Raw genomic sequence first — 18,569 nt, 5'->3', positions numbered from 1 at the left:
AGGGGTCCCCGCCGATTGGCTTCCCAACGGTGAGGGCTCGAACGTACCGATGTGCGTCGAGCCCTCACCAGCCAATCGGTGGGGAAGGTGGGGCCGCGCCGAGCAGTGCGTGGCCCGCCTGATCTTTTTTCGCGGCGACGAACTCCGGACGAGGTGAGGTTTCGTGAAACTGGGATTTGCCATGCCGCATCTTCTGCGGCTGAAGGCCACCTGCCAGCCGTGGGAGGCCGCGGTGACGGGCGCGGACCAGACGCGCCTCGCGAAATGGGCCGAGAAGCTCGGTTACGCGATGATCGCCGTTCCCGAGCACCACATCATTCCCAGGGCACACGTCGACCTGTCCGGCCCGCACTACTTCAGCGCCTATCCGGCGATGGCCTACTGGGCGGGGGCCACCGAGACGATCCGCGTCAACTCGTGCATCGCCATCCTGCCGTTACAGCATCCGATCGTGACGGCGAAGGCGCTCTCGACCATCGACTGGCTGTCCAGCGGGCGGGTGACCGTCACGTTCGCCGTCGGCTGGCTCGAKGAGGAGTTCAGGATCCTGGGAGTCCCCTTCCACGAGCGCGGCGCCCGCGCCGAGGAGTACATCCAGGCGATCCTCGAGCTCTGGACCAAGGAGGAGCCCGCGTTCGAGGGGAAGTACGTCTCGTTCTCCGACGTCGCGTTCGAGCCCAAGCCTGTCCAGAAGCCATACCCCCCGGTCTGGTTCGGCGGCGACGCCGACCCGGTGCTGCGCCGCGTCGCCCGTTACGCGACGGGCTGGTGGCCGTTTCTCACCAAACCCGAGAGCATCCCCGACCGGCTCGACCTCATCAGGTCCCAGCCCGACTACAACGGCAGGCTCGCCGAGGTGTACTACGGCCTGGGCACCGCGCGCGTCGGCGAGGGCCACACGGTGAACGAGGACCCGGACGCCCGGCCGGGCATGTCCAAACAGCAGATCATCGACCGCCTCGGCTGGTTCAGGGAGCTCGGCGTCACCATGAGCTCCGTCCCCATCCCCAGCCTCACCCACATCGACGAGTACTACGACTACACCCAGTGGATAGCCGAGGAGATCATGCCCGCCGTCGCCTGAGCCCCGGGTGACCCGCAGGCGCGACCGGCGCCGCCGTCGTCCCGACCGCCCGCGCGTCGTGGCGGTCGGGACGACGGCGGCGTCACGGAATCGGTGCCAGGACGTACCGGGCCGGGGCGCGGCCGGGGCTGACGACGAGCTCGGTTCCGGGCTCGCCGCTGCGGAGGAGCTCGACGGCCGCGGCCGCGACCTCGTCCGCGGAGAGCATGGGAATGCCGGCGGCCTGGAAGCGGTCGCGCGCCGGCGAGGTCAGCGGTGTGTCGACGAGGCCGGGGCAGACGGCGCTCAGCCGGATGCCCTCGCGGGACAGCGGCCCGGACAGGGCCCGGACCAGGCCGATGACGGCGTGCTTGGTCATCGTGTAGATCGGGTCCTGCTCGATGCCCGCCAGCGCGGCGTGCGAGGCGGTGACCACGATCGAGCCGGTCCCCTGCCCGCGCATCACCGGAAGCGCGGCGCGCAGCCCGTACACGACGGAATGCTGGTTGACCCCGACGACGGCCTGGTACCGGTCCAGGTCGAGCGTCGCCGGGTCCTTGTCGACCGAGTTGATCCCCGCGTTCAGGACGAGCAGGTCCAACCGCTCGCCGGCGGCCGCCACCATCCGCAGGGACAGCTCGGGGTCGGTCAGGTCGCCGACCACCGCGGCGCCGCCGAGAGAGGCGGCGACGTCCTCGACCGCCGGGTTCCGGTCCACCAGCACGCAGCGGACGCCCTCGGTCGCCAGCCGCCGCGCGACCGCCTCCCCGATCCCGCCCGCGGCACCGGTGATGACCGCGACCTCGCCCATCCGCCCTCCTCGCGCTGCCTGCCTGGGGATCTCCGCAGGTTGTGTACGAGCCACCCGCCTGGTGGCCGTCCGGATCCCTTGGAGTCGTTGACGGACACCCCGGCTGGCCTTCACCACTCGACGCGGCATGCCACCTGGGTTGTTTCTGGATCGTATTCCTCGCGAAGGCCTTGCCGTCGCCGGGCACCGGCCCGGCGACGGCAAGGGACGCCAGTCCCAGGCTCGGCCTCAGGAGCGGCTGCGGCCCCCTCGGGGGACGTTGCGGAACGGGACGCCGTGGTCGGGGGCGGCCTCGCGCGGCATGCCGAGCACGCGCTCGCTGATGACGTTGCGCGCGATCTCGGTGGTGCCGCCGGCCACGGTGCTGATCGTGCGGATCAGGTAGCCCACGCCGCTTTCGGCGGCCGGGTCGTCGTCGGTCCAGGCCGCGCCGGTGGCGCCGGCGATCTCGTAGGTGATCGTGTCGCGGCGGGTGCCGAGGTGGCCGGCGAACAGCCGGCCGATCGCCGACGACTGGGCGTGCATCCGGCCCGTGGCCATGCCGGTGGCGAGCCGGCGGTTCAGCTGCTCGCGCACCACCGACAGCAGCCGCGCCTCGCCGATCCGTTCCCGCGTCCGCGGGTCGTCGAGCAGGCCCAGCCGGGCGGCGATCGGGATGAGCGGCGCGTCCAGGCCGGCGCTGCCCCGCCGGGTGTTGCGCGGGCTGGTCACGAACGGCGAGCTGTTCGCCTGCCGCTCGTGCATCATCCAGCGGGTGCCGACGGTCCAGCCACCGTCGACGTCGCCGAGGCGCTCGCTGTCGGGCACCCGGACGTCGGTGAGGTACTCCTGGCAGAACTCCTGGGAGCCGTTGAGCATCTCGATGCGGTTGATCTCGATCCCCGGCTGGTGGATCGGCAGCATGAACACCGACAGGCCGCGGTGCTTGGGCACGTCCCAGTTCGTCCGGGCCAGGCACAGCGCCCAGTCGGACCACCAGGCGCCGGTGCTCCAGATCTTCGAGCCGTTGAGCACCCACTCGTCGCCCTCGCGGACCGCCGACATGAGCGCCCCGGCGACGTCGGACCCGCCGCTCGGCTCGGAGAGGAACTGGATCCAGATCTCCTCGCCGCGCAGGATCGCCGGCAGGTGACGGAGCTTCTGCTCCTCGGTACCGAACTCGAGGATGACCGCGGCACACGGCGAGAGGGTCGGCACCTGCAGATGCTTCGGGTACTCGTAGCCGGCCAGCTCCTGGTTCAGCACCTCCTGATGCGCGGCGGTCAGTCCCTGGCCGCCGTACTCGCGCGGGAAGGTGATGCCCGCCAGGCCCGCGTCGAACAGCATTCGCTGCAGCTTGCGGTCGTCGGCCACCTCGGCGAGCTCCTGCTCGTCGGGCGCGTTGCGCCGCATCGTGCGGACCGTCTCGTCCTGCTTGAGGTTGCCCTGGATGAACCGGCGCGCCCGCTCCCGGAAGCTGTCGAGGTCCTCGACGTCGCCCGCCACGCCGCCGGTACGCGGCGCGGACGGGGCGGCGCCGCGCGAGGCCGCGGGCGCCTCCCGCGGCTGGGTGTCGGCGGGCGGGGCGGCGGCCTGCGCGACCGCGATGGCGGCCACCCGCTCCAGGTGCTCGGCCGGCGCGCCGAACAGCGAACGGTTCACGGCGCCGCGGCGCAGGAACAGGTGCAGGTCGTGCTCGAAGGTTATGCCGATGCCGCCGTGCAGCTGGACGCAGTCCTGCAGCAGCTCGACCCCGGGATCGCCGAGAGCCTTGGCGACGCTGACCAGCTCGTCGGCCCGCGACGAGCCCGCGTCGACGGCGGCGGCCGCGGCGTCGACGGCGGCGTGCGTCGCCTCCAGCCACATCTTCATGTCGGCGAACCGGTGCTTGAGCGCCTGGTAGGACGCGAGCGGGCGGCCGAACGAGTACCGGTCGAAGGCCCACTCGACGGTCATGTCGAACGCGCGCTGCAGCGTGCCGACCGTCTCGGCGGTGAGCATCACCAGGGCGAGCTGGAGCTGGCGGCGCACGTCCTCGTCGGCCCCGGCGAGCTCGCCGACGACGGCCGCGCGCGGCAGCCGCACCCCGTCGAAGGTGACCACGGCGAACCGGCGGGTCAGGTCGAGGGAACGCATCGGCGTGACGGTGACGCCGGCCGCGTCGACGGGCACGAGCACCTGGGTGAGCCCGTCGCCGGTACGGCCGGTCACCAGCAGGTGGCTCGCGCAGGCCGCCGCCTCGACCGGGCGCTTGACCCCGTCGAGCACGACCTCGTCCCCCTCGGCCCGGACGGTGAGGGTGACGGTGCCGAGGCGGTCGTGCGGCGCCGRCTCGGCCAGGCACCACGCGCCGACCGTCTCGCCCGCCAGCAGCGCGTCGAGGACCTCGGCGTGCCCGGTGGCCTCGTCGGACCGACCGGCGGCCGCGGCGGCCGTCAGCGCGCGGGACAGCGCCGCGGCGACGACGTTCGTCGCGACCAGCGGGCCCGGCGCCGCGTGGGTGCCGAACTCGTAGGCGATCAGGCTCAGGTCGGTGACGGGCGCGCCGCTGACGCTGCCGCCGCCGAGCTCGTCGTCGACCACCAGGGCGGTCCAGCCGAGCTCGGCGCCGGCCCGCCAGTAGTCACGGCCGAACCCCTCCGGGTCGTCGCGCAGCCGGCGCAGCGCGCTCGGCGCGGCCTCCCGCTCCAGGTAGCGCGCCGTGGTGTCACGCAGGATCTCCTGCTCCGAGCTCAGCTCGATCAGCATGGACTCGACACTCCCGTGACGGCTCGTGGGCGATGGCCCGGACGAATTGATTCATAATTCACTACGGCAATCTACGGTCGGCGGGGCGGAGCGCGCCATGCCCTGTGGGACGGAGGACACGCTCACACCCGTCCCGCCCGCCGACGGCCGTATACAGGGGAGACCAGCCGGGCACCACCACCGCGGACGCGCCACCGCCAAAGATCGCATACTGTCCATGCCGCCCGGCTCACGCCACCGAACACCATCCGTCACCACCGCGAGGACCAGACCGTGCCGCCCAGCCGAACCGTCAAGCTCACGAAGGCGAGCAACGCCGTCGTCGACTATCTCCTCGAGGAGATCTTCGAAGGGCGGCTGCGCTCCGGGCAGCGCGTCGACCTCGTCGAGGTGGGCGACGCGCTCGGCCTGTCCCGCAGCCCGGTACGGGAGGGCCTCGTCATGCTGGAGCGGGACGGGATCGTCTCGATCCGGCCGCACCGCGGGGTGTTCGTCGAGCCGTTCGACGCCGAGTCCGTGCTGGACGACTTCGAGGTGATGGGTCTGCTGTCCGGGGTGGCCGTCTCGCGGCTGGCGAACCAGCGCGACCCGGCCGTCATCGCCGAGCTGGAACAGCTGATCGCCGACCTGAAGGCCACCGAGCCGATCGATCGCGTCAGCGAGATCGTCCAGCAGATCCTGCGCGCCCAGCACCGCGCCGGCGGCTCACGGCGGCTGCGAGCCGAGCTGCGCGCCTTCGCCGGCTTCCTGCCGTGGGTGTTCCGCATCGAGAGCGGCCTGACGCACGACGACGTCGTCGCGGAGATGGAGCGGGTCCTGAACGCCATCGTCGCGGGCGACAGCGAGGGCGCCGCCCGCCAGCGCGTCGCGGACTTCCGCGCCGCCGGCGAACGCGTCGTGGCCGCCCTCACCGCCCGCGGCGTCCTCTAAGGCCACTCCACCAAGCCAGTCCGCCCAGCCAGTCCGCCCAGCGGCTCCGCTTCAGGTGTCCTGGAGGCCGCCCATGTGGTGGCCGCCGTCGACGGAGAGGACCTGGCCGGTGATGTAGGAGGCCGCGTCGCTCGCGAAGAAGGCGATCGCCTGGGCCACCTCGTCGGGCTGGCCGACCCGGCCGAGCGGGGTGCCCGCGGCGATGTCCCCCGGGTCGATGCCGGCGACGTCCCAGGCCGCGGCCGCCCGCTCGGAGGCGATCCCGCCCACGGCGACGCAGTTGGCGCGGATGCCGTAGTGCCCCCACTCGGCGGCGGTGACCTTGGTGAACATCTGCAGCGCCGCCTTCGCCGCCGCGTAGTGCGCCCCGCCCCTGACGCCGTACACGCCGGCGTCGGAGGAGACGTTGACGATCGCGCCGGAGCGCTGCTCGACGAAGTGCCGGCCGGCCTCCCGGGTGCAGAAGTAGGCCGCGCGGACGTTGAGGTCGAAGCTGGCGTCCCAGCCCTTGGTCGGCAGCGTCCGCAGCGGGCCCATCCGGGTGCCGCCGGCGTTGTTGACGAGGATGTCGACGCGCCCGAGCTCCGCGACGGTGCGCTCGACGAGGGCGACGACCTGCTCCTCGTCCTTGATGTTCGTCGGCACCGGCAGGCAGCGGCGGCCGGTGGCGTCGCGCACCGCCGTCGACGTGCGTTCCAGGTCCGCGACGGTGCGGGAGGCGATGACGACGTCTGCGCCGTGGGCGGCCAGCAGCCGGGCGGTGGCGGCGCCGATGCCGGTGCCGCCCCCCGTCACGATCGCCACGCGGCCCGTCAGGTCGTAGGGAGCATCCACAGGACGAGAACCTCTGTCTTTCTTCGACAGGCCGGCCGTCCGGCCGAGCGACGGTCGGGTACTGACCGGTCAACGCCAGAAGCGGGCGGTGGACTCGTGGGCCCGCCGGCAGAACTCGGGGACCGGAAGCTGGCGGCCATGCCGACGGAGGTGAAGCCCGCCCCCGCGGCGGCCGCGGCCAGGCCCGGAACGTCGATCTCCCATCGCGAGTCGGGAGTCAACCCGATCTCGACCGCCATGCGCTCTCCTCACCGCCGACCCCCCGCCGCCCTGCCCGGTGGGGCCGACGCCATCCAGAATCGCGGCAGAGGCCCGCCAGATGCGACCGTTAGGCCGTCGAACCGCGGCCGGCGCTGGGCCGAGGGTCAGGCTCGCTGGCGGGGCATGACCGTGACCGTGGGGATGCTGCCGCGGCAGCGCAGGACACCGTCGAGGACGCGCAGCAGCTCGTCGACCTCGAGCAGGGCGCCGGTCTGGTAGCCGCGGCTCACCCACAGCGGCCGGACCTTCGCCATGTAGTCGAAGTCCCAGTCGGCGGGGAACTCGCTCTGGCTGGGCCCATCGCCGCCGGCGCAGTCACCGACGACGACGCGGGTGAAGCCGACATCGGGATGCTCGACACGGTAGGCCTCGACGAGCTTGTCGAGGGCCGCCTTGCTGACCGCGTAGGCGGCGAACCCCGGCCACACGGGAGTGAGGGACGCGCTGATCGAGGACAGGTACGCCGCGACCCCGCCGGAGGCCTTCAGGTGGGGCAGCGCGGCCGCGGTGACGAGGGCCGCCCCGGTCACGTTCGTGTCGAAGGCGCGCCGCCACGTGGCCGCGCCGACCTGCTCGACCGGGGACAGCGGGCCGACACCGGCGCTGTAGATGACGGCGTCGATGCCGCCGAGGCCGGCCGCGGCCTCCTCGACGGCCGCCTGGCAGCTCGCCTCGTCGGTCACGTCGCAGGCGATGGCGAGCGTGCCGGGGCCCGCCTCCTTCGCCGCGTCCACCAGCCGTTCGCGGCGGCGCGCCAACAGCGCCACCTGGTCGCCGCGGCGGCCCAGGTCGACGCCGATGCATCTCCCGAGCCCACTCGACGCCCCGACCACCACAGCCTTCACCAGGTCTCCCTTCTCGGCCGCCGGCCGCGCGCAGCGGCCGGACGTGCCCGGTTGGGCCCCGAGATGCCACGAGTGCGGCCGGCCGCGGCCCGGGACCCGGTGGCCGCGCCGGCGTCGGCGGTCAGAGGACGAACGGCAGTTTCTCGTAGCCGCGGACGGTGCTGGTGTGCAGTCGGACGGCGCGGTCGCGGTCGATGCCCCACTCAGGGAAGCGGCGGACCGTCTCCTCGATGGCGATCCGGCCCTCGAGGCGGGCGAGGCTGGCGCCGAGGCAGAAGTGGATGCCGTGGCCGAACGAGAGGTGGCTGTCGAACGTGCGGTGCAGGTCGAACCGGTCCGGGTCGGTGTACCTGCGCGGGTCACGCGCAGCGGACCCGGTGAGCAGCAGCACCTTCGACATCGCCGGGATCGTCACCCCGTGCAGCTCGACCTCGCGGGTGGTCATCCGGCCCTGGACCGGCGACGGCGCCTCGTAGCGCATCAGCTCCTCGACGACTCTCGGCGCGAGGCCGGGATCGGCGACGAGCTCGGCGCGCTGGTCGGGGTGGTCGGCGAGCACCGAGCCGAACCAGCCGAGCAGGCGGGCCACGGTCTCCGTGCCGGCGCTGACGATCTCCTGCGCGATGGTCGAGGCCTGCTCGGTGGTGAGGCGGCGCGGACCGTCCTCGGTCTTGATCTCGGCCTCGGCCAGGCTCGTGATCATGTCATCGCGCGGGGCCTGGCGCCGGATCTCGATCTGGTCCCGCCAGTAGGCCTTGAGCTTCTCGGTCGCGGCGCGCGAGATCTCGTTGCTCATGCCGGAGTTCTCGTCGTGGTGGAACGTCTTGTCGATCGTCTTGCGGATCTCCTCGCGGTCCGCCGGGTCGACGCCGATGAACGCGGAGATGACCTTCGACGGAAGCTGCGCGCCGAAGTCCTGGACGTAGTCGAAGCCGCCGCCGCCGACCTGTGGGTCGAGCATCTCGGCGCACAGCTCGCGGATGGTGCCTTCCAGCGCGGAGATCCGCCGCGGCGTGAAGGCCCGGGAGACCAGGACCCGCAGGGTGTTGTGGATCGGCGGGTCGGAGAAGATCAGGAAGGCCGGCGGCATCGGCACCGGAGTCATGATCTCCAGGACGGTGCCGTACGCGGAGCTGAACGTCGCCGCGTCGCGGTGGGCGTCGTCGACGTCGGCGTGGCGGGGAAGCGCCCAGAAGTCGTACCGCTCGTTGCGGTAGACGGGCGACTCGTCCCGCATCCGCTGCCAGATCGGGTACGGGTCGAGGTCGATCGTCTTGTCGAAGGGGTCCCAGTACAGGTCAGCCACGGCTGTCGGCGTCATCACAGTCCTTGGGTTCATCGCGTCTAGCGCGGTTGTTCGCGATCCATCCGCCGCCTCGGCGGCGGGCGGCAGGCGCGGCGAGCAGTGGAGGCGGGCTCGCCTGGCGTCACCCGCATTTGAACACTGTCAGGATGGTGCACGCACGTTCTACCGCTCCGCCAGAGATGTCAAGACCTGTCCGGTCCCGCCGGCCGCGCACCCGCGGGACCGCGGCCACCGGCCGGACCGGCCGCGCCCCGCGGGGCGCGGCCGGTCCGGCCGGAAGGTCCGCTCGGTCGTCAGCGCAGGTGGGTACCGATGATCTGCGGCAGGTCGACGGTCGTGCGGATGCCGGGCGGCGCCGCGACCACGACCGGGATGGCGTTGACCGGCCGATGCGCGGTGTAGCCGGGCGTCATCGCCCCCATCTCGTCAAGGCTGAGCGGGAAGCGCAGGGTGATGTCGAACGGGGCGTCCCCCTCGACGGTCACCCGCCAGCCGTTGTCGATCGCGAGCTCCCAGGCCGGGTCCAGCTCGGTGGAGCAGAACCAGTTCGCGTTGAATTCCAGGAACGGCGTGCCACCGCGCAGGCCCGTCACCGTGATGCGCTGCGCGGCCACCGTCCCGGCGGCGATCGTCCCGGCGGCGATCTCGATGTCCCGGCTCGCGACGGCCACCTTGCCGGAGGCGGTGATCTCCTCCAGGGGGGCGCCGATCGCGTCGGCGAACATCGACATCGACGGTCCGAAGGCCTCCGCCAGGTACGCCGCCCGCCGGTCGTCGAACGCCGTCGGCGGCTGCCCGTAGCCCATCAGGTTGAAGATCATGTCGGGCGAGTCGCGCTTGCACATGTTCGCGTACTCGTTGATGACGAGCCGGTCGAGCCGGCGCTGCATCGAGGACATCACCAGCGGGATCGCCTCGGAGATGAACCCCGGGCTGGAGCCGGTGCTGTGGATCGACGTGTTGCCGGCCGCGCACGCCTTCTCGACCCGGGCCCGCAGCGCGGGCTCCATGCTGACGGGGCGGTGGAACTCGCCGCGGGTGGTGACGATGTTCGCCCCGGACTCCAGCAGCCGGCACACCTCGTCGGCGTTGAGGGTGGCGGGCATGTAGACGACGCAGTCGGCGCCGAGGGCAACGATCTCGTCCACGCTCGTGGTCGCGGTGACGCCGGTCGTCGTGCCGAGCCCGGCGAGCTCGCCGGCGTCCTTGCCGGCCTTCGCGTCGCTGTAGACGAGGAGCCCGACGAGCTCCAGGCCGGGGTGCTCGATGATCGAGCGCAGGGAGCGGGTGCCGATGTTGCCGGTCGCCCACTGGACGACGCGGAGCGGGGCCTGCGGTAACGCGGTGTCGCTGGACGTCGTTGTCATGAGTCTGCCCTCCTGAGAAGGAACGCGCCGCCGGGCGCGCCGCCGCCGGTGGAGACGACCGCGGTGCGGGCGTCGGCGACCTGGCGGGGGCCGGCCTCGTGGCGCAGCTGGGTGATCGCTTCGTACAGGAATCCAAAACCGTGYAGCCGGCCCTCGGAGAGCTGGCCGCCGTGCGGATTGAGCGGCAGGTCGCCGTCCAGGGCGATCCGCCGGCCCTTGTCCAGCCAGTCCTGCGCCTCGCCGAAGCCGCAGAAGCCCAGCCCCTCGAGCCAGGAGATCGCGTTGAAGGTGAAGCCGTCGTACAGGCAGGCGAGGTCGACGTCGGCGGGAGTCAGGTCGGTGCGGGTCCACAGGTGCGCGGCCGGGCCGAGCACCACTGGCTCGTGCGTCATCGTGCCCTGGTCCCAGGAGATCCGTTCGTTGATCTGCGTGCCGACGGCCTCGACCTTGATGGCCGGCTTCGGCAGGTCCGGCGCGGCGTCGGCGGCCGAGACGATGACGGCGACGGCGCCGTCGCAGGGGACGTCGCAGTCGTAGAGGCCGAACGGCGTCGAGACGAGGCGGGCCGACATGTAGTCGTCCATGGTCATCGGGGCCCGGTAGATCGCCTCCGGGTTGCGGGCGGCGTTCGCGCGGCCGTTGAGCGCGATCGCCGCGAGCATCTCCCGGGAGGCTCCGTAGCGGTGCATGTACTGGCTGGCCTGCATGGCGATCCAGCTCGCCGCCGAGATGGCGCCGAACGGGTGGCGCCACTCGGTGTTCAGGCCGGTGGCCCGGCCGGGCATCCCGCCAAGGCGCAGCTCACGGTAGGTGGACTCCCACACGGTCCGGAAGCACAGCACGTGCCGGCACAGGCCGGCCGACACCGCGAGCATCGCCTGCACGATCGCGCCCGTCTGACCGGGCAGGTCGCCGCCGCCGTTGATCCAGGTCGGGCGCAGGCGCAGCGCCTCCTCCACCGAGGTGACACCGCCCTCGCTCATTCCCATGGCGGACACGCCGGGGTAGGTCGACAGGCCGTCGATGTCCTCGGGGGTGAGCCCCGCGTCGGCGATCGCCTTCAGGCACGCGTCGGTCGTCAGCGACAGCGGGTTGACCATGAGCCGGCGCCCGATCCTCGAGCGGCCGATGCCGCTGAGGACGGCGTCGTGCTCGAAGCGCCGGGGCGACAGGGGCGCGCGCGGCGCGGGCAGGTTCGGCTCGCCGACCCTGTCCCGGGTCTCGTCGGGCTCGCCGGTCGGCTCGAACAGCGGCAGCCAGACGTCCTCGCGCTGCTCGAAGGTGACCCGGACCCGCTGACCGATGTGCACCTCGGCGGGCTCACAGCCGACGATGTTGGTGGTCAGGCGGACGTCGTCGCTCTCCTCGATCGCGACCACGGCGACCGCGTACGGCGGCTTCATGTCGGGCAGCCACTGCTGGACGTTGACGGTGTAGCCGACGACGCTGGCCCGGCCCGACACCTCCTTCGGCGAGACGGCGCCGCTCCGGCACGAGGGACAGACCGGGACCGGGGGGTGCACGAGCGTGCCGCAGTCGTCGCAGCCCTGGATGCGCAGGATGCCGTCGGCGCCGGACTTCCAGAACCACTCGGTCGCCGGGACCAGCGCGGGGAGAGGCGGCATCGCGGCTCCTTGTCGACTGAGGACCGCCGGCCGTGGACGCCGGGCGGGCCAGTCGCGTCGTGGCAGGCGGGAGGGCGTGCGAGGTTACGGGGTTGCCTCGTGAGTGGTACCACGTTTTCAACGTCGACGTCGAAACAGCCATGAGGTCCGGACGCCCCGACACGGGGAGGTCACGGGGCGCGACAACATCACTCGCCAGGCGATCACACGTAGACTAGAACCGGTTATCACTGCCCATCGGTATCATTACCTACCCGTATCGCCACCTACCGGTACGGTGACCCGACGGGGAGGCGCCACCATCATCGGCCTTCCGCCGRCCGCTTTCGGCCGGCGGAGTGGAAGCAGAACAGGAGCGGGCATTGGCGACGGCAGTGCCGGCCGACCGCGAAAAACCAAACGGTCCGCGCTCACGCAAGGGCGTCGCCACCAGAGCCAGACTGCTCGGGGCGGCCAAGGCGGTGTTCGAGGAGGACGGCTTCCTGGAGGCGCGCATCTCCGACATCGCCGAGCGCGCCGGCCTGTCACACGGCTCCTTTTACCACTACTTCGACTCCAAGGAACAGATCTTCCGCGAGGTCGCCATGGCGCTCTCGGATCTGCTGCACGCCCCGCTGAGCACCGCGATCTTCGATCCGTCCTCCACCGCGTCCCCGCAGGAACGCATCCGCGCCGGCAACCGCCGGTTCCTGGAGGACTACCGGCGGGAAGCCAAGATCATCGGCGTCATCGAGCAGGTCTGCCGTCACGACACGCATCTCAACATGATGCGTTTCGAGCACGAGCAGCACGACCGCGAGCGCGTCTCGAACTCGATCGCGCAGCTCCAGCGAAAGGGCTGGATCGACCCCACTATCAATCCGGCGATCGCCGCCTCGGCGCTGGGGGCGATGGTGACCCGCTTCGCGGAGATGTGGCTCGTTCAGGGTCTTTTCCAGCCGGATTTCGACGACGGCGTCGAGCAGCTGACGCACCTTTTCCTGAACGCGCTGAACCTGCGCGAGAGGCCGGCGGGGGCGGGCGCCGCCGAATAACGTCGGCGACCGGCTCCGTCGGGCGGGCACACCGGGCAGGATCCGGGGACGGGACCACCACCTGACGCCACCAGGGGCTCACCCTCGACGCCCCCAGCCCCTTCCGCGGCCTCACTGACGATCTCGCCTATGGACGGCGCGCACCCACCGAGACGGCCTCGCCGGCACGGAGCGCCCATGATCGAGCGCCCCGTCCCAGGCTGGCCTGATAATTCCGACTCTGACGTCAACGTCGTACAATTACGCTGCTCCGCCGACCTCCACCAAAATCACGTCTTGGGCGTCGAGGCGGGGCAACGCTGACGACCGACCGGTCCCCCGCGGGCTACCCGGCTGCCGAGCTGGCCAGGAAGCCCACGAACCGGGCGCCGCGGCATGGCCCGGCCGGCGCCCAGGGTCCCCGCGGACCCGGGAACCGCTGTCGCCACACGGCATCAACCTCGACGACATCACCATCGAAGGTGGGTACACGATGCGAACAGTTGTGGTCGGCGCCTCCAGCGGGTTAGGGCGCGCCATCGGGATCGCCCTCGCCCAGCGCGGCCAGCAGGTCGCGCTGCTCGCCCGGCGCAAGGACCGGCTGGACGACGCGGTCGCGGAGGCGGGCGCCGGCGCGGTCGCGGTCTCCTGCGACGTCACCGACCAGACGTCCGTCAGGGCGGCGGTTGAGGAGGCCGCGGCCACGCTGGGCGGCATCGACTCGGTCGTCTACGCCACCGGCATCGGCGTCCTCAAGCGCCTGGTCGACACCGACAGCGCCGACTGGCACCACGTGTTCGACACCAACGTCATCGGCGCCGCCCACGTCACCGCGGCGGCGATCCCGTACCTGACCGAGACGAAGGGCGTCGTCGCCTACCTGTCGTCCATCGCCGGCTCGGTCACCGAGCCGTGGCCCGGCCTCGGGTCCTACGCGGTCAGCAAGGCCGCGCTGGACAAGCTGATCGAGGCGTACCGGGTCGAGTACCCGACCATCGGCTTCACCCGGGTCACGGTCGGCAACTGCGTCGGCGGCGAGGGCGGCTCCAGCACCGAGTTCCCGATGAGCTGGGACCCTGAGCTCGCGGGCGCGGTGCACCCGATCTGGTTCCAGCGGGACTACGTCAACGCCGACTTCGTCCAGATCGAGGACCTGATCAACGTGGTGCACACCGTCGTCAGCAGCGGCGCCGCGCTCAAGTCGGTCGTCGTCGACGCGCGCCGCTCGCAGCCGCTCCCGATACACGTACCCACCCAGCCCGAGAGCTCCTGAGCCCCGGGGCGGCCCCGAAGGCTGCCCGGCCGGACCGGTCTCTCCTCCCTCTCCCCGCGAGCACGCGAAGAACGGCCGCCAGGTTGAACCTGGCGGCCGTTCTTCGCGTGCTTTACGCGCGCTGGCCACGCGCCGCCGGGATCAGGCGGCCGGGACCTCGATGACCATGGCGCTGGCGATGCCGCCGCCCGCGCACATCGCGGACACGGCCTTGCCGCCGCCGCGCCGGCGCAGCTCGTGGGTCAGCGAGATGACCTGGCGGGCACCCGTCATCGCGATCGGGTGGCCGAGGCTGCAGCCGCTGCCGAGGTAGTTGACGATCTCGTCGTCGATCCCCAGCAGCTGGCAGGCGGCGGCCGGCACCGACGCGAACGCCTCGTTGATCTCCCAGAGGGCGATGTCCTGAATGGACAGGCCGGCGCGGTCGAGGACCTTCGGGATCGCCTTCACCGGCGCGAGACCGGTCTCGGCCGGCGGGACGCCGACGGAGGCCCAGGCACGGATGACCGCGAGCGGCTCGAGCCCGTTCGCCTCGGCGAACTCGCGCGAGGTGAGCACCACCGCGCCGGCGCCGTCGTTCGAGCCGGACGCGTTGCCGGCCGTGATGCTGAAGCCCTCGATCTCCGGGTGCAGCACCTTGAGCCGGGCGAGCCTCTCCATGCTCGTGTCCCGGCGCGGGTGCTCGTCGGTGTCGAAGGAGAAGGCCGTGCCGTCGCGGCGGGTCACCTCGACCGGGACGATCTCCTCCTTGAACGCGCCCGCGTCGATGCCCGCGACCGCGCGCTGGTGTGACCGCAGCGCCCAGGCGTCCAGGTCCTCGCGGGTCAGGCCCGTCGCCACGGCGGCGTTCCAGCCGACCGTGACCGACATGTCGTAGTTCGGGGCCTCGGGCGTGTTGCGGTGGGTGGGCGAGTACCAGTCCTCGACGTCGTCGGTGCCCGGCTTGCGGCGCCTGGAGCGGGGCGACGTGGACGAGGAGTTCGTGCCGCCGGCGATGACCACCCGGTCCATGCCGGTCATGATCGAGGCGGCGGCGGTCTGGATCGCGGCCATCCCGGACGCGCAGTGCCGGTTGTGGGCGACGCCAGGGGCGTTGACGAGGCCCGCCTCGATCGCCGCGTACCGGGCGATGTCGCCGCCGCCGTACAGGGCCTCGCCGAGGACGACGTCGTCGACGACCGCCGGGTCGATGCCGGCGCGGCGGACGGCCTCGCCGACCACCAGCGTCGCCAGCTCGAACGCGTCGACGTCGAGCAGGGAACCCTTGATCGCGGTGCCCACCGGCGTCCGGGCTGTCGAAACAATCACCGCTTCGTGCACGTCAACAGCGCTCCTTCTCAGGCATGGCGGAACGGGGGCCCACAGCGTTCGGTCGGGTTGGCGTGCGGCGGTGCGGGCCCATGCTTAGAAATTTCGACGTCGATGTCAAGACTAGGCCCATACGGCCCCTCGTGCCCCGATCGACGCCGCCGGAGCCGGCCGGCTCCGGCGGCGTCACCGTTCGCGGCCGCCCAGGACAGCTCGTGGGCCGTTCAGGGCCTTCGTTTATGGGCCAGGCGGCTCATGAGCGAAGGGCCTGAGTCCTCTGGATCAGAGGCGGTGGCCGCCGGCCGGCGAGGGCGCCATCGGGCGGATCATGCTGTCCTGCACGAATGAGGCCACCAGTCCGCCATCGGTCGTGAAGACGTCACCGCGGCCGTAGCCACGACCCCGGCCCGCGTAGGGGCTGCGCTGCGCGAGCAACAGCCAGTCGCCGGCGGGCACCGGCTCGTGGAAGGTGATCGTGTGCGACAGCACGCTCGTCGAGATCGTGCGATGCGACTGTGCCTGCCCCACGCCGGGATGCGGGCGCATGGCCGTCCCGATGAGGAAGCCGTCGGTGACGAACGCGAGCAGTGCCTGGCCGGACAGCGGGTCGTCGGGGGCACCGGGCCAGCGCGTCCAGACGTCCAGCTCCGCCGGCCCGACGGCGTCCGGGTCGCTGATGTCGACGTCGCCGACGACCCGGACCTGCCAGGCACCCGGCTCGCCGGTCGAGCCCTCCCCATGGCCGGCGCCCACGACGTCCCCCGGCTTCGGCGGCTCATGGGCAGGCGCGGCGTCCGCGTGCCGGATGAAGTCGGGATCATCCGCCGAGAGCAGGACGGTCGACTGGGCGATGACCTTGCCGCCCTGACTGATGGTCACCGCGCTGCTGGCCATGCTGCGCCCCGAGTGCAGCCGCGCCACGGCGACATCAAGCGGAGTGTCCGGCCGGCCGGCGCGGGCGAAGACCGTGTGAAGGGTCTTGACCGTCTTTCCGTCCTGGCCGGCGAGCGCGGCCGCGATCGACTGGGCGAGCAGTTGCCCGCCGAAGACGACCGGGTTGGGCGAGGCGACGCTGCCCGCGGTGTAGCGGTCCTCGCCCGCCGGCTCCAACGCCAGCGAACCAAGGACCGCGTCGACGGTGAACACGTACCGCCTACTTGGGCGGGAAGCGCAGCGCGCCGTCGAGCCGGATGTTCTCGCCGTTCAGGTACGGGTTACGGGCGATCGACTCGACCAGCAGCGCGAACTCCTCCGGCCGGCCCAGCCGCTTCGGGAACTGGATGTCCTTGGTAAGGATCTCCAGCATCTCCGGCCGGATGCCCATCATCTTGGGCGTGCCCATGGTGCCGGGGGCGATGGCGCACACCCGGACACCGATCGGCGCGAGGTCGCGCGCCATCGGCAGCGTCATGCCCAGGATCGCGGCCTTCGCCGAGCCGTAGGAGACCTGGCCCGCCTGGCCCTCCAGGCCGGCGATCGAGCCGACGTTGACGACGACGCCACRCTGGCCCGACTCGTCCGGCTCGTTGTCGCCGAAGGCGCCCGCGACGACGAGGCGGGTCATGTTGAAGGTGCCGTTCACGTTCATGTCGATCGTGGCGATGAACGCGTCCTTGTCGTGCGGCTTGTTACCCCGCCCGACGGTCCGCCCGCCGCCGACGCCGCCGCCGGCGACGTTCACCAGCAGCACCACGGTGCCCAGCGCCTTAGCCGCCGCGATCGCGGCCTGCACGTCCTCGTCGACCGTCGTGTCGCCGCCGACAGCGGTGGTCTGCCCCTCGTCGAACTCCTTGGCCACAGCCTCCGCCGCGTCACCGAACTTGTCGAAGATCACGACCTTCATGCCAAGACCAACGAGATGGCGCACCGTCGCCGCGCCGAGACCGCCGCCGCCGCCGGTCACGATCGCCACGCGTCCGTTCAGGTCCACGTTTCCAACCCTTCTAGAAGGCCAGAGGGCGCGCGAGGATGATCTTCCTTCACGCGCCCGGCGGCCACTGTCCCCGAGATTTCGTTCACTGCTCGACCCACAGACATTACTGACGCCGACGTCAATGTTGGTACACTCACGCCCCGTGACGGTCGGTGGATGTGACGGCCGCCACAGATGGGAGCAGCCACGTGGCGATCTTCACAATGCGGTTCGACTTCCGCAACCCGGCCATCGCCGGGACATCCATGGCCGAGCGCTACGAAGCCGCCTTAGAGATGGCGGCGTGGGCCGATCGGCTGGGCTTCCACAGCGTAGGTCTCTCCGAGCACCACGGCGCCGAGGACGGCTATCTACCCAGTCCGCTGACCATAGCGGCCGCTGTCGCCGCGAGGACCAGCAAGATAAAGATCATGATCGCGGCGCTGATCGCGCCGTTCCACGACCCGCTGCGCCTCGCCGARGACACAGCCGTCCTCGACCACCTGTCCAGGGGGCGGCTCGAGCTGGTGCTGGGCGGCGGCTACGTACCCGCCGAGTTCGAGATGTTCGGCATCTCTCCCAAGGAGCGCGCCAAGCGGGTCACGGAGGTCATCCAGACTCTGCGCCAGGCCTGGACCGGTGAGCCGTTCGAGTACCGCGGCCGCACGGTGCGGGTCACGCCGGCCGCCTTCTCCCCCGGTGGCCCGGCGATCACCATGGGCGGGAGCTCCGAGGGCGCGGCCCGGCGGGCGGCACGCCTCGACATCGGCTTCACCCCGACCGACGGCGCCACCTGGGACCACTACCGCGACGAGCTCGTCAGGCTCGGCCGTCCCGACCCCGGCCCGCGCTTCGGCGGGCGCTCCGGCTCCTTCTTCCATCTGGCGCAGGACGTCGAGGCCGGCTGGGCGCAGATCGCGCCGCACGCCCTGCACGAGTCGAACGCGTACRGGGCCTGGCTCACGTCCGGCGGCAGCGGCACCGCGACCAGCGTCTACGCCTCGGCCGAGTCCACCGAGGCGCTGCGCTCGACCGGCCAGTACCGGGTACTCACCCCGGCCGAGCTCACCGAGGAGCTGCGCGCGCAGGGCCCGTTCGCACTGTGCGTCATCAATCCGCTGATGGGCGGCATCCCGCCGGAGATCGCCTGGGGGAGCCTGCGGCTGCTGGAGAACGAGGTCATCCCCAAGCTCTGAGGAATGCGGCACTCTGTGCCATAGTGGTGTCGAGGGAGCGCGTCAGGACAGGCCCGGCAACTCGGCGTCAGCAGGTTGGCGCGGCCCGGCCCAGGCTG

At 71.7% G+C, this 18,569-nt stretch carries 15 protein-coding genes and 2 pseudogenes; 5 read left to right on the top strand and 12 right to left on the bottom strand.

Annotated features, from left to right (window positions below):
• The first annotated feature begins 163 nt into the window (after positions 1 to 163).
• Positions 164 to 1,084: a TIGR03619 family F420-dependent LLM class oxidoreductase gene (locus BL253_RS12010; protein ID WP_076816401.1), complete on the top strand. Its 921-nt coding sequence runs from the start codon at positions 164 to 166 to the stop codon at positions 1,082 to 1,084.
• An 82-nt stretch (positions 1,085 to 1,166) separates the two neighbouring features.
• On the opposite strand, the gene BL253_RS12005 is transcribed toward BL253_RS12010, so the two are convergent.
• The 4 genes and pseudogenes from BL253_RS12005 to BL253_RS43670 all read right to left on the bottom strand — a co-directional run.
• Positions 1,167 to 1,874, bottom strand: a complete 708-nt coding sequence (locus tag BL253_RS12005) for an SDR family oxidoreductase (protein ID WP_076816400.1) — start codon at positions 1,872 to 1,874, stop codon at positions 1,167 to 1,169.
• Positions 1,875 to 2,102: 228 nt separating this feature from the next.
• A complete protein-coding gene (locus tag BL253_RS43675) occupies positions 2,103 to 2,969 on the bottom strand; it encodes an acyl-CoA dehydrogenase family protein (RefSeq protein ID WP_338013709.1) in 867 nt (288 codons plus the stop codon).
• Positions 2,970 to 2,990: 21 nt separating this feature from the next.
• Positions 2,991 to 3,329, bottom strand: a pseudogene (locus BL253_RS45110) (acyl-CoA dehydrogenase family protein); the annotation flags it as partial.
• Positions 3,330 to 3,458: 129 nt separating this feature from the next.
• Positions 3,459 to 4,601, bottom strand: a pseudogene (locus BL253_RS43670) (acyl-CoA dehydrogenase family protein); the annotation flags it as partial.
• 273 nt (positions 4,602 to 4,874) lie between these two features.
• On the opposite strand from BL253_RS43670, the gene BL253_RS11995 reads away from it, so the two are divergent.
• Positions 4,875 to 5,531, top strand: a complete 657-nt coding sequence (locus BL253_RS11995; protein WP_076816396.1) for a GntR family transcriptional regulator — start codon at positions 4,875 to 4,877, stop codon at positions 5,529 to 5,531.
• Between the two features lie 51 nt (positions 5,532 to 5,582).
• Here the strand turns inward: BL253_RS11995 and BL253_RS11990 are convergent, their stop codons facing one another.
• From BL253_RS11990 to BL253_RS11965, 5 genes are all read right to left on the bottom strand, one after another.
• On the bottom strand, positions 5,583 to 6,365 hold the full coding sequence (locus BL253_RS11990) for an SDR family NAD(P)-dependent oxidoreductase (RefSeq protein WP_076816395.1): 783 nt from the start codon (positions 6,363 to 6,365) through the stop codon (positions 5,583 to 5,585).
• Between the two features lie 365 nt (positions 6,366 to 6,730).
• Positions 6,731 to 7,471 carry an SDR family oxidoreductase gene (locus tag BL253_RS11980; RefSeq protein WP_076816391.1) on the bottom strand — a complete coding sequence of 247 codons (741 nt, stop codon included), beginning with the start codon at positions 7,469 to 7,471 and terminating at the stop codon, positions 6,731 to 6,733.
• 121 nt (positions 7,472 to 7,592) lie between these two features.
• Positions 7,593 to 8,792 (bottom strand): cytochrome P450, encoded by a 1,200-nt coding sequence (locus BL253_RS11975; RefSeq protein WP_076816389.1) that lies wholly within the window; start codon positions 8,790 to 8,792, stop codon positions 7,593 to 7,595.
• Between the two features lie 278 nt (positions 8,793 to 9,070).
• Positions 9,071 to 10,144 carry an NAD(P)H-dependent amine dehydrogenase family protein gene (locus BL253_RS11970; RefSeq protein WP_076816387.1) on the bottom strand — a complete coding sequence of 358 codons (1,074 nt, stop codon included), beginning with the start codon at positions 10,142 to 10,144 and terminating at the stop codon, positions 9,071 to 9,073.
• Complete coding sequence (locus BL253_RS11965) at positions 10,141 to 11,769, bottom strand: thiolase C-terminal domain-containing protein (RefSeq protein WP_076816385.1); 1,629 nt, start codon at positions 11,767 to 11,769, stop codon at positions 10,141 to 10,143. Before BL253_RS11965 ends, BL253_RS11970 begins: the two co-directional genes overlap by 4 nt.
• A gap of 362 nt (positions 11,770 to 12,131) precedes the next feature.
• On the opposite strand from BL253_RS11965, the gene BL253_RS11960 reads away from it, so the two are divergent.
• Entirely contained in the window at positions 12,132 to 12,803 is a 672-nt protein-coding gene (locus BL253_RS11960) for a TetR/AcrR family transcriptional regulator (protein ID WP_076816383.1), read from the top strand.
• A 472-nt stretch (positions 12,804 to 13,275) separates the two neighbouring features.
• Entirely contained in the window at positions 13,276 to 14,055 is a 780-nt protein-coding gene (locus BL253_RS11955; RefSeq protein ID WP_076816382.1) for an SDR family oxidoreductase, read from the top strand.
• A 141-nt stretch (positions 14,056 to 14,196) separates the two neighbouring features.
• Here BL253_RS11955 and BL253_RS11950 read toward each other — a convergent pair whose 3' ends face one another.
• The 3 genes from BL253_RS11950 to BL253_RS11940 form a co-directional block, all read right to left on the bottom strand.
• Positions 14,197 to 15,375, bottom strand: a complete 1,179-nt coding sequence (locus tag BL253_RS11950; RefSeq protein WP_076816380.1) for a thiolase family protein — start codon at positions 15,373 to 15,375, stop codon at positions 14,197 to 14,199.
• Positions 15,376 to 15,645: 270 nt separating this feature from the next.
• On the bottom strand, positions 15,646 to 16,509 hold the full coding sequence (locus BL253_RS11945; RefSeq protein ID WP_076816378.1) for an acyl-CoA thioesterase: 864 nt from the start codon (positions 16,507 to 16,509) through the stop codon (positions 15,646 to 15,648).
• A 7-nt stretch (positions 16,510 to 16,516) separates the two neighbouring features.
• Positions 16,517 to 17,293 carry an SDR family NAD(P)-dependent oxidoreductase gene (locus tag BL253_RS11940; RefSeq protein ID WP_076816377.1) on the bottom strand — a complete coding sequence of 259 codons (777 nt, stop codon included), beginning with the start codon at positions 17,291 to 17,293 and terminating at the stop codon, positions 16,517 to 16,519.
• A gap of 191 nt (positions 17,294 to 17,484) precedes the next feature.
• On the opposite strand from BL253_RS11940, the gene BL253_RS11935 reads away from it, so the two are divergent.
• Positions 17,485 to 18,471, top strand: a complete 987-nt coding sequence (locus BL253_RS11935) for an LLM class flavin-dependent oxidoreductase (protein WP_198946247.1) — start codon at positions 17,485 to 17,487, stop codon at positions 18,469 to 18,471.
• Positions 18,472 to 18,569 lie beyond the last annotated feature (98 nt).

It is taken from the genome of Pseudofrankia asymbiotica (genome assembly GCF_001983105.1).
GTDB classification, from domain to species: Bacteria; Actinomycetota; Actinomycetes; order Frankiales; family Frankiaceae; genus Pseudofrankia; species Pseudofrankia asymbiotica.
Note: the sequence above shows the minus strand (reverse complement) of the source record. Positions and strands in the feature narration are given on the sequence as shown.

What these genes read in the sequence shown, in the direction of transcription:
- BL253_RS12005 (WP_076816400.1), bottom strand. Translation starts at nt 1,874, where the DNA reads ATGGGCGAGGTCGCGGTCATCACCGGTGCCGCGGGCGGGATCGGGGAG.
- BL253_RS11975 (WP_076816389.1), bottom strand. Translation starts at nt 8,792, where the DNA reads ATGACGCCGACAGCCGTGGCTGACCTGTACTGGGACCCCTTCGACAAG.
- BL253_RS11970 (WP_076816387.1), bottom strand. Translation starts at nt 10,144, where the DNA reads ATGACAACGACGTCCAGCGACACCGCGTTACCGCAGGCCCCGCTCCGC.
- BL253_RS11955 (WP_076816382.1), top strand. Translation starts at nt 13,276, where the DNA reads ATGCGAACAGTTGTGGTCGGCGCCTCCAGCGGGTTAGGGCGCGCCATC.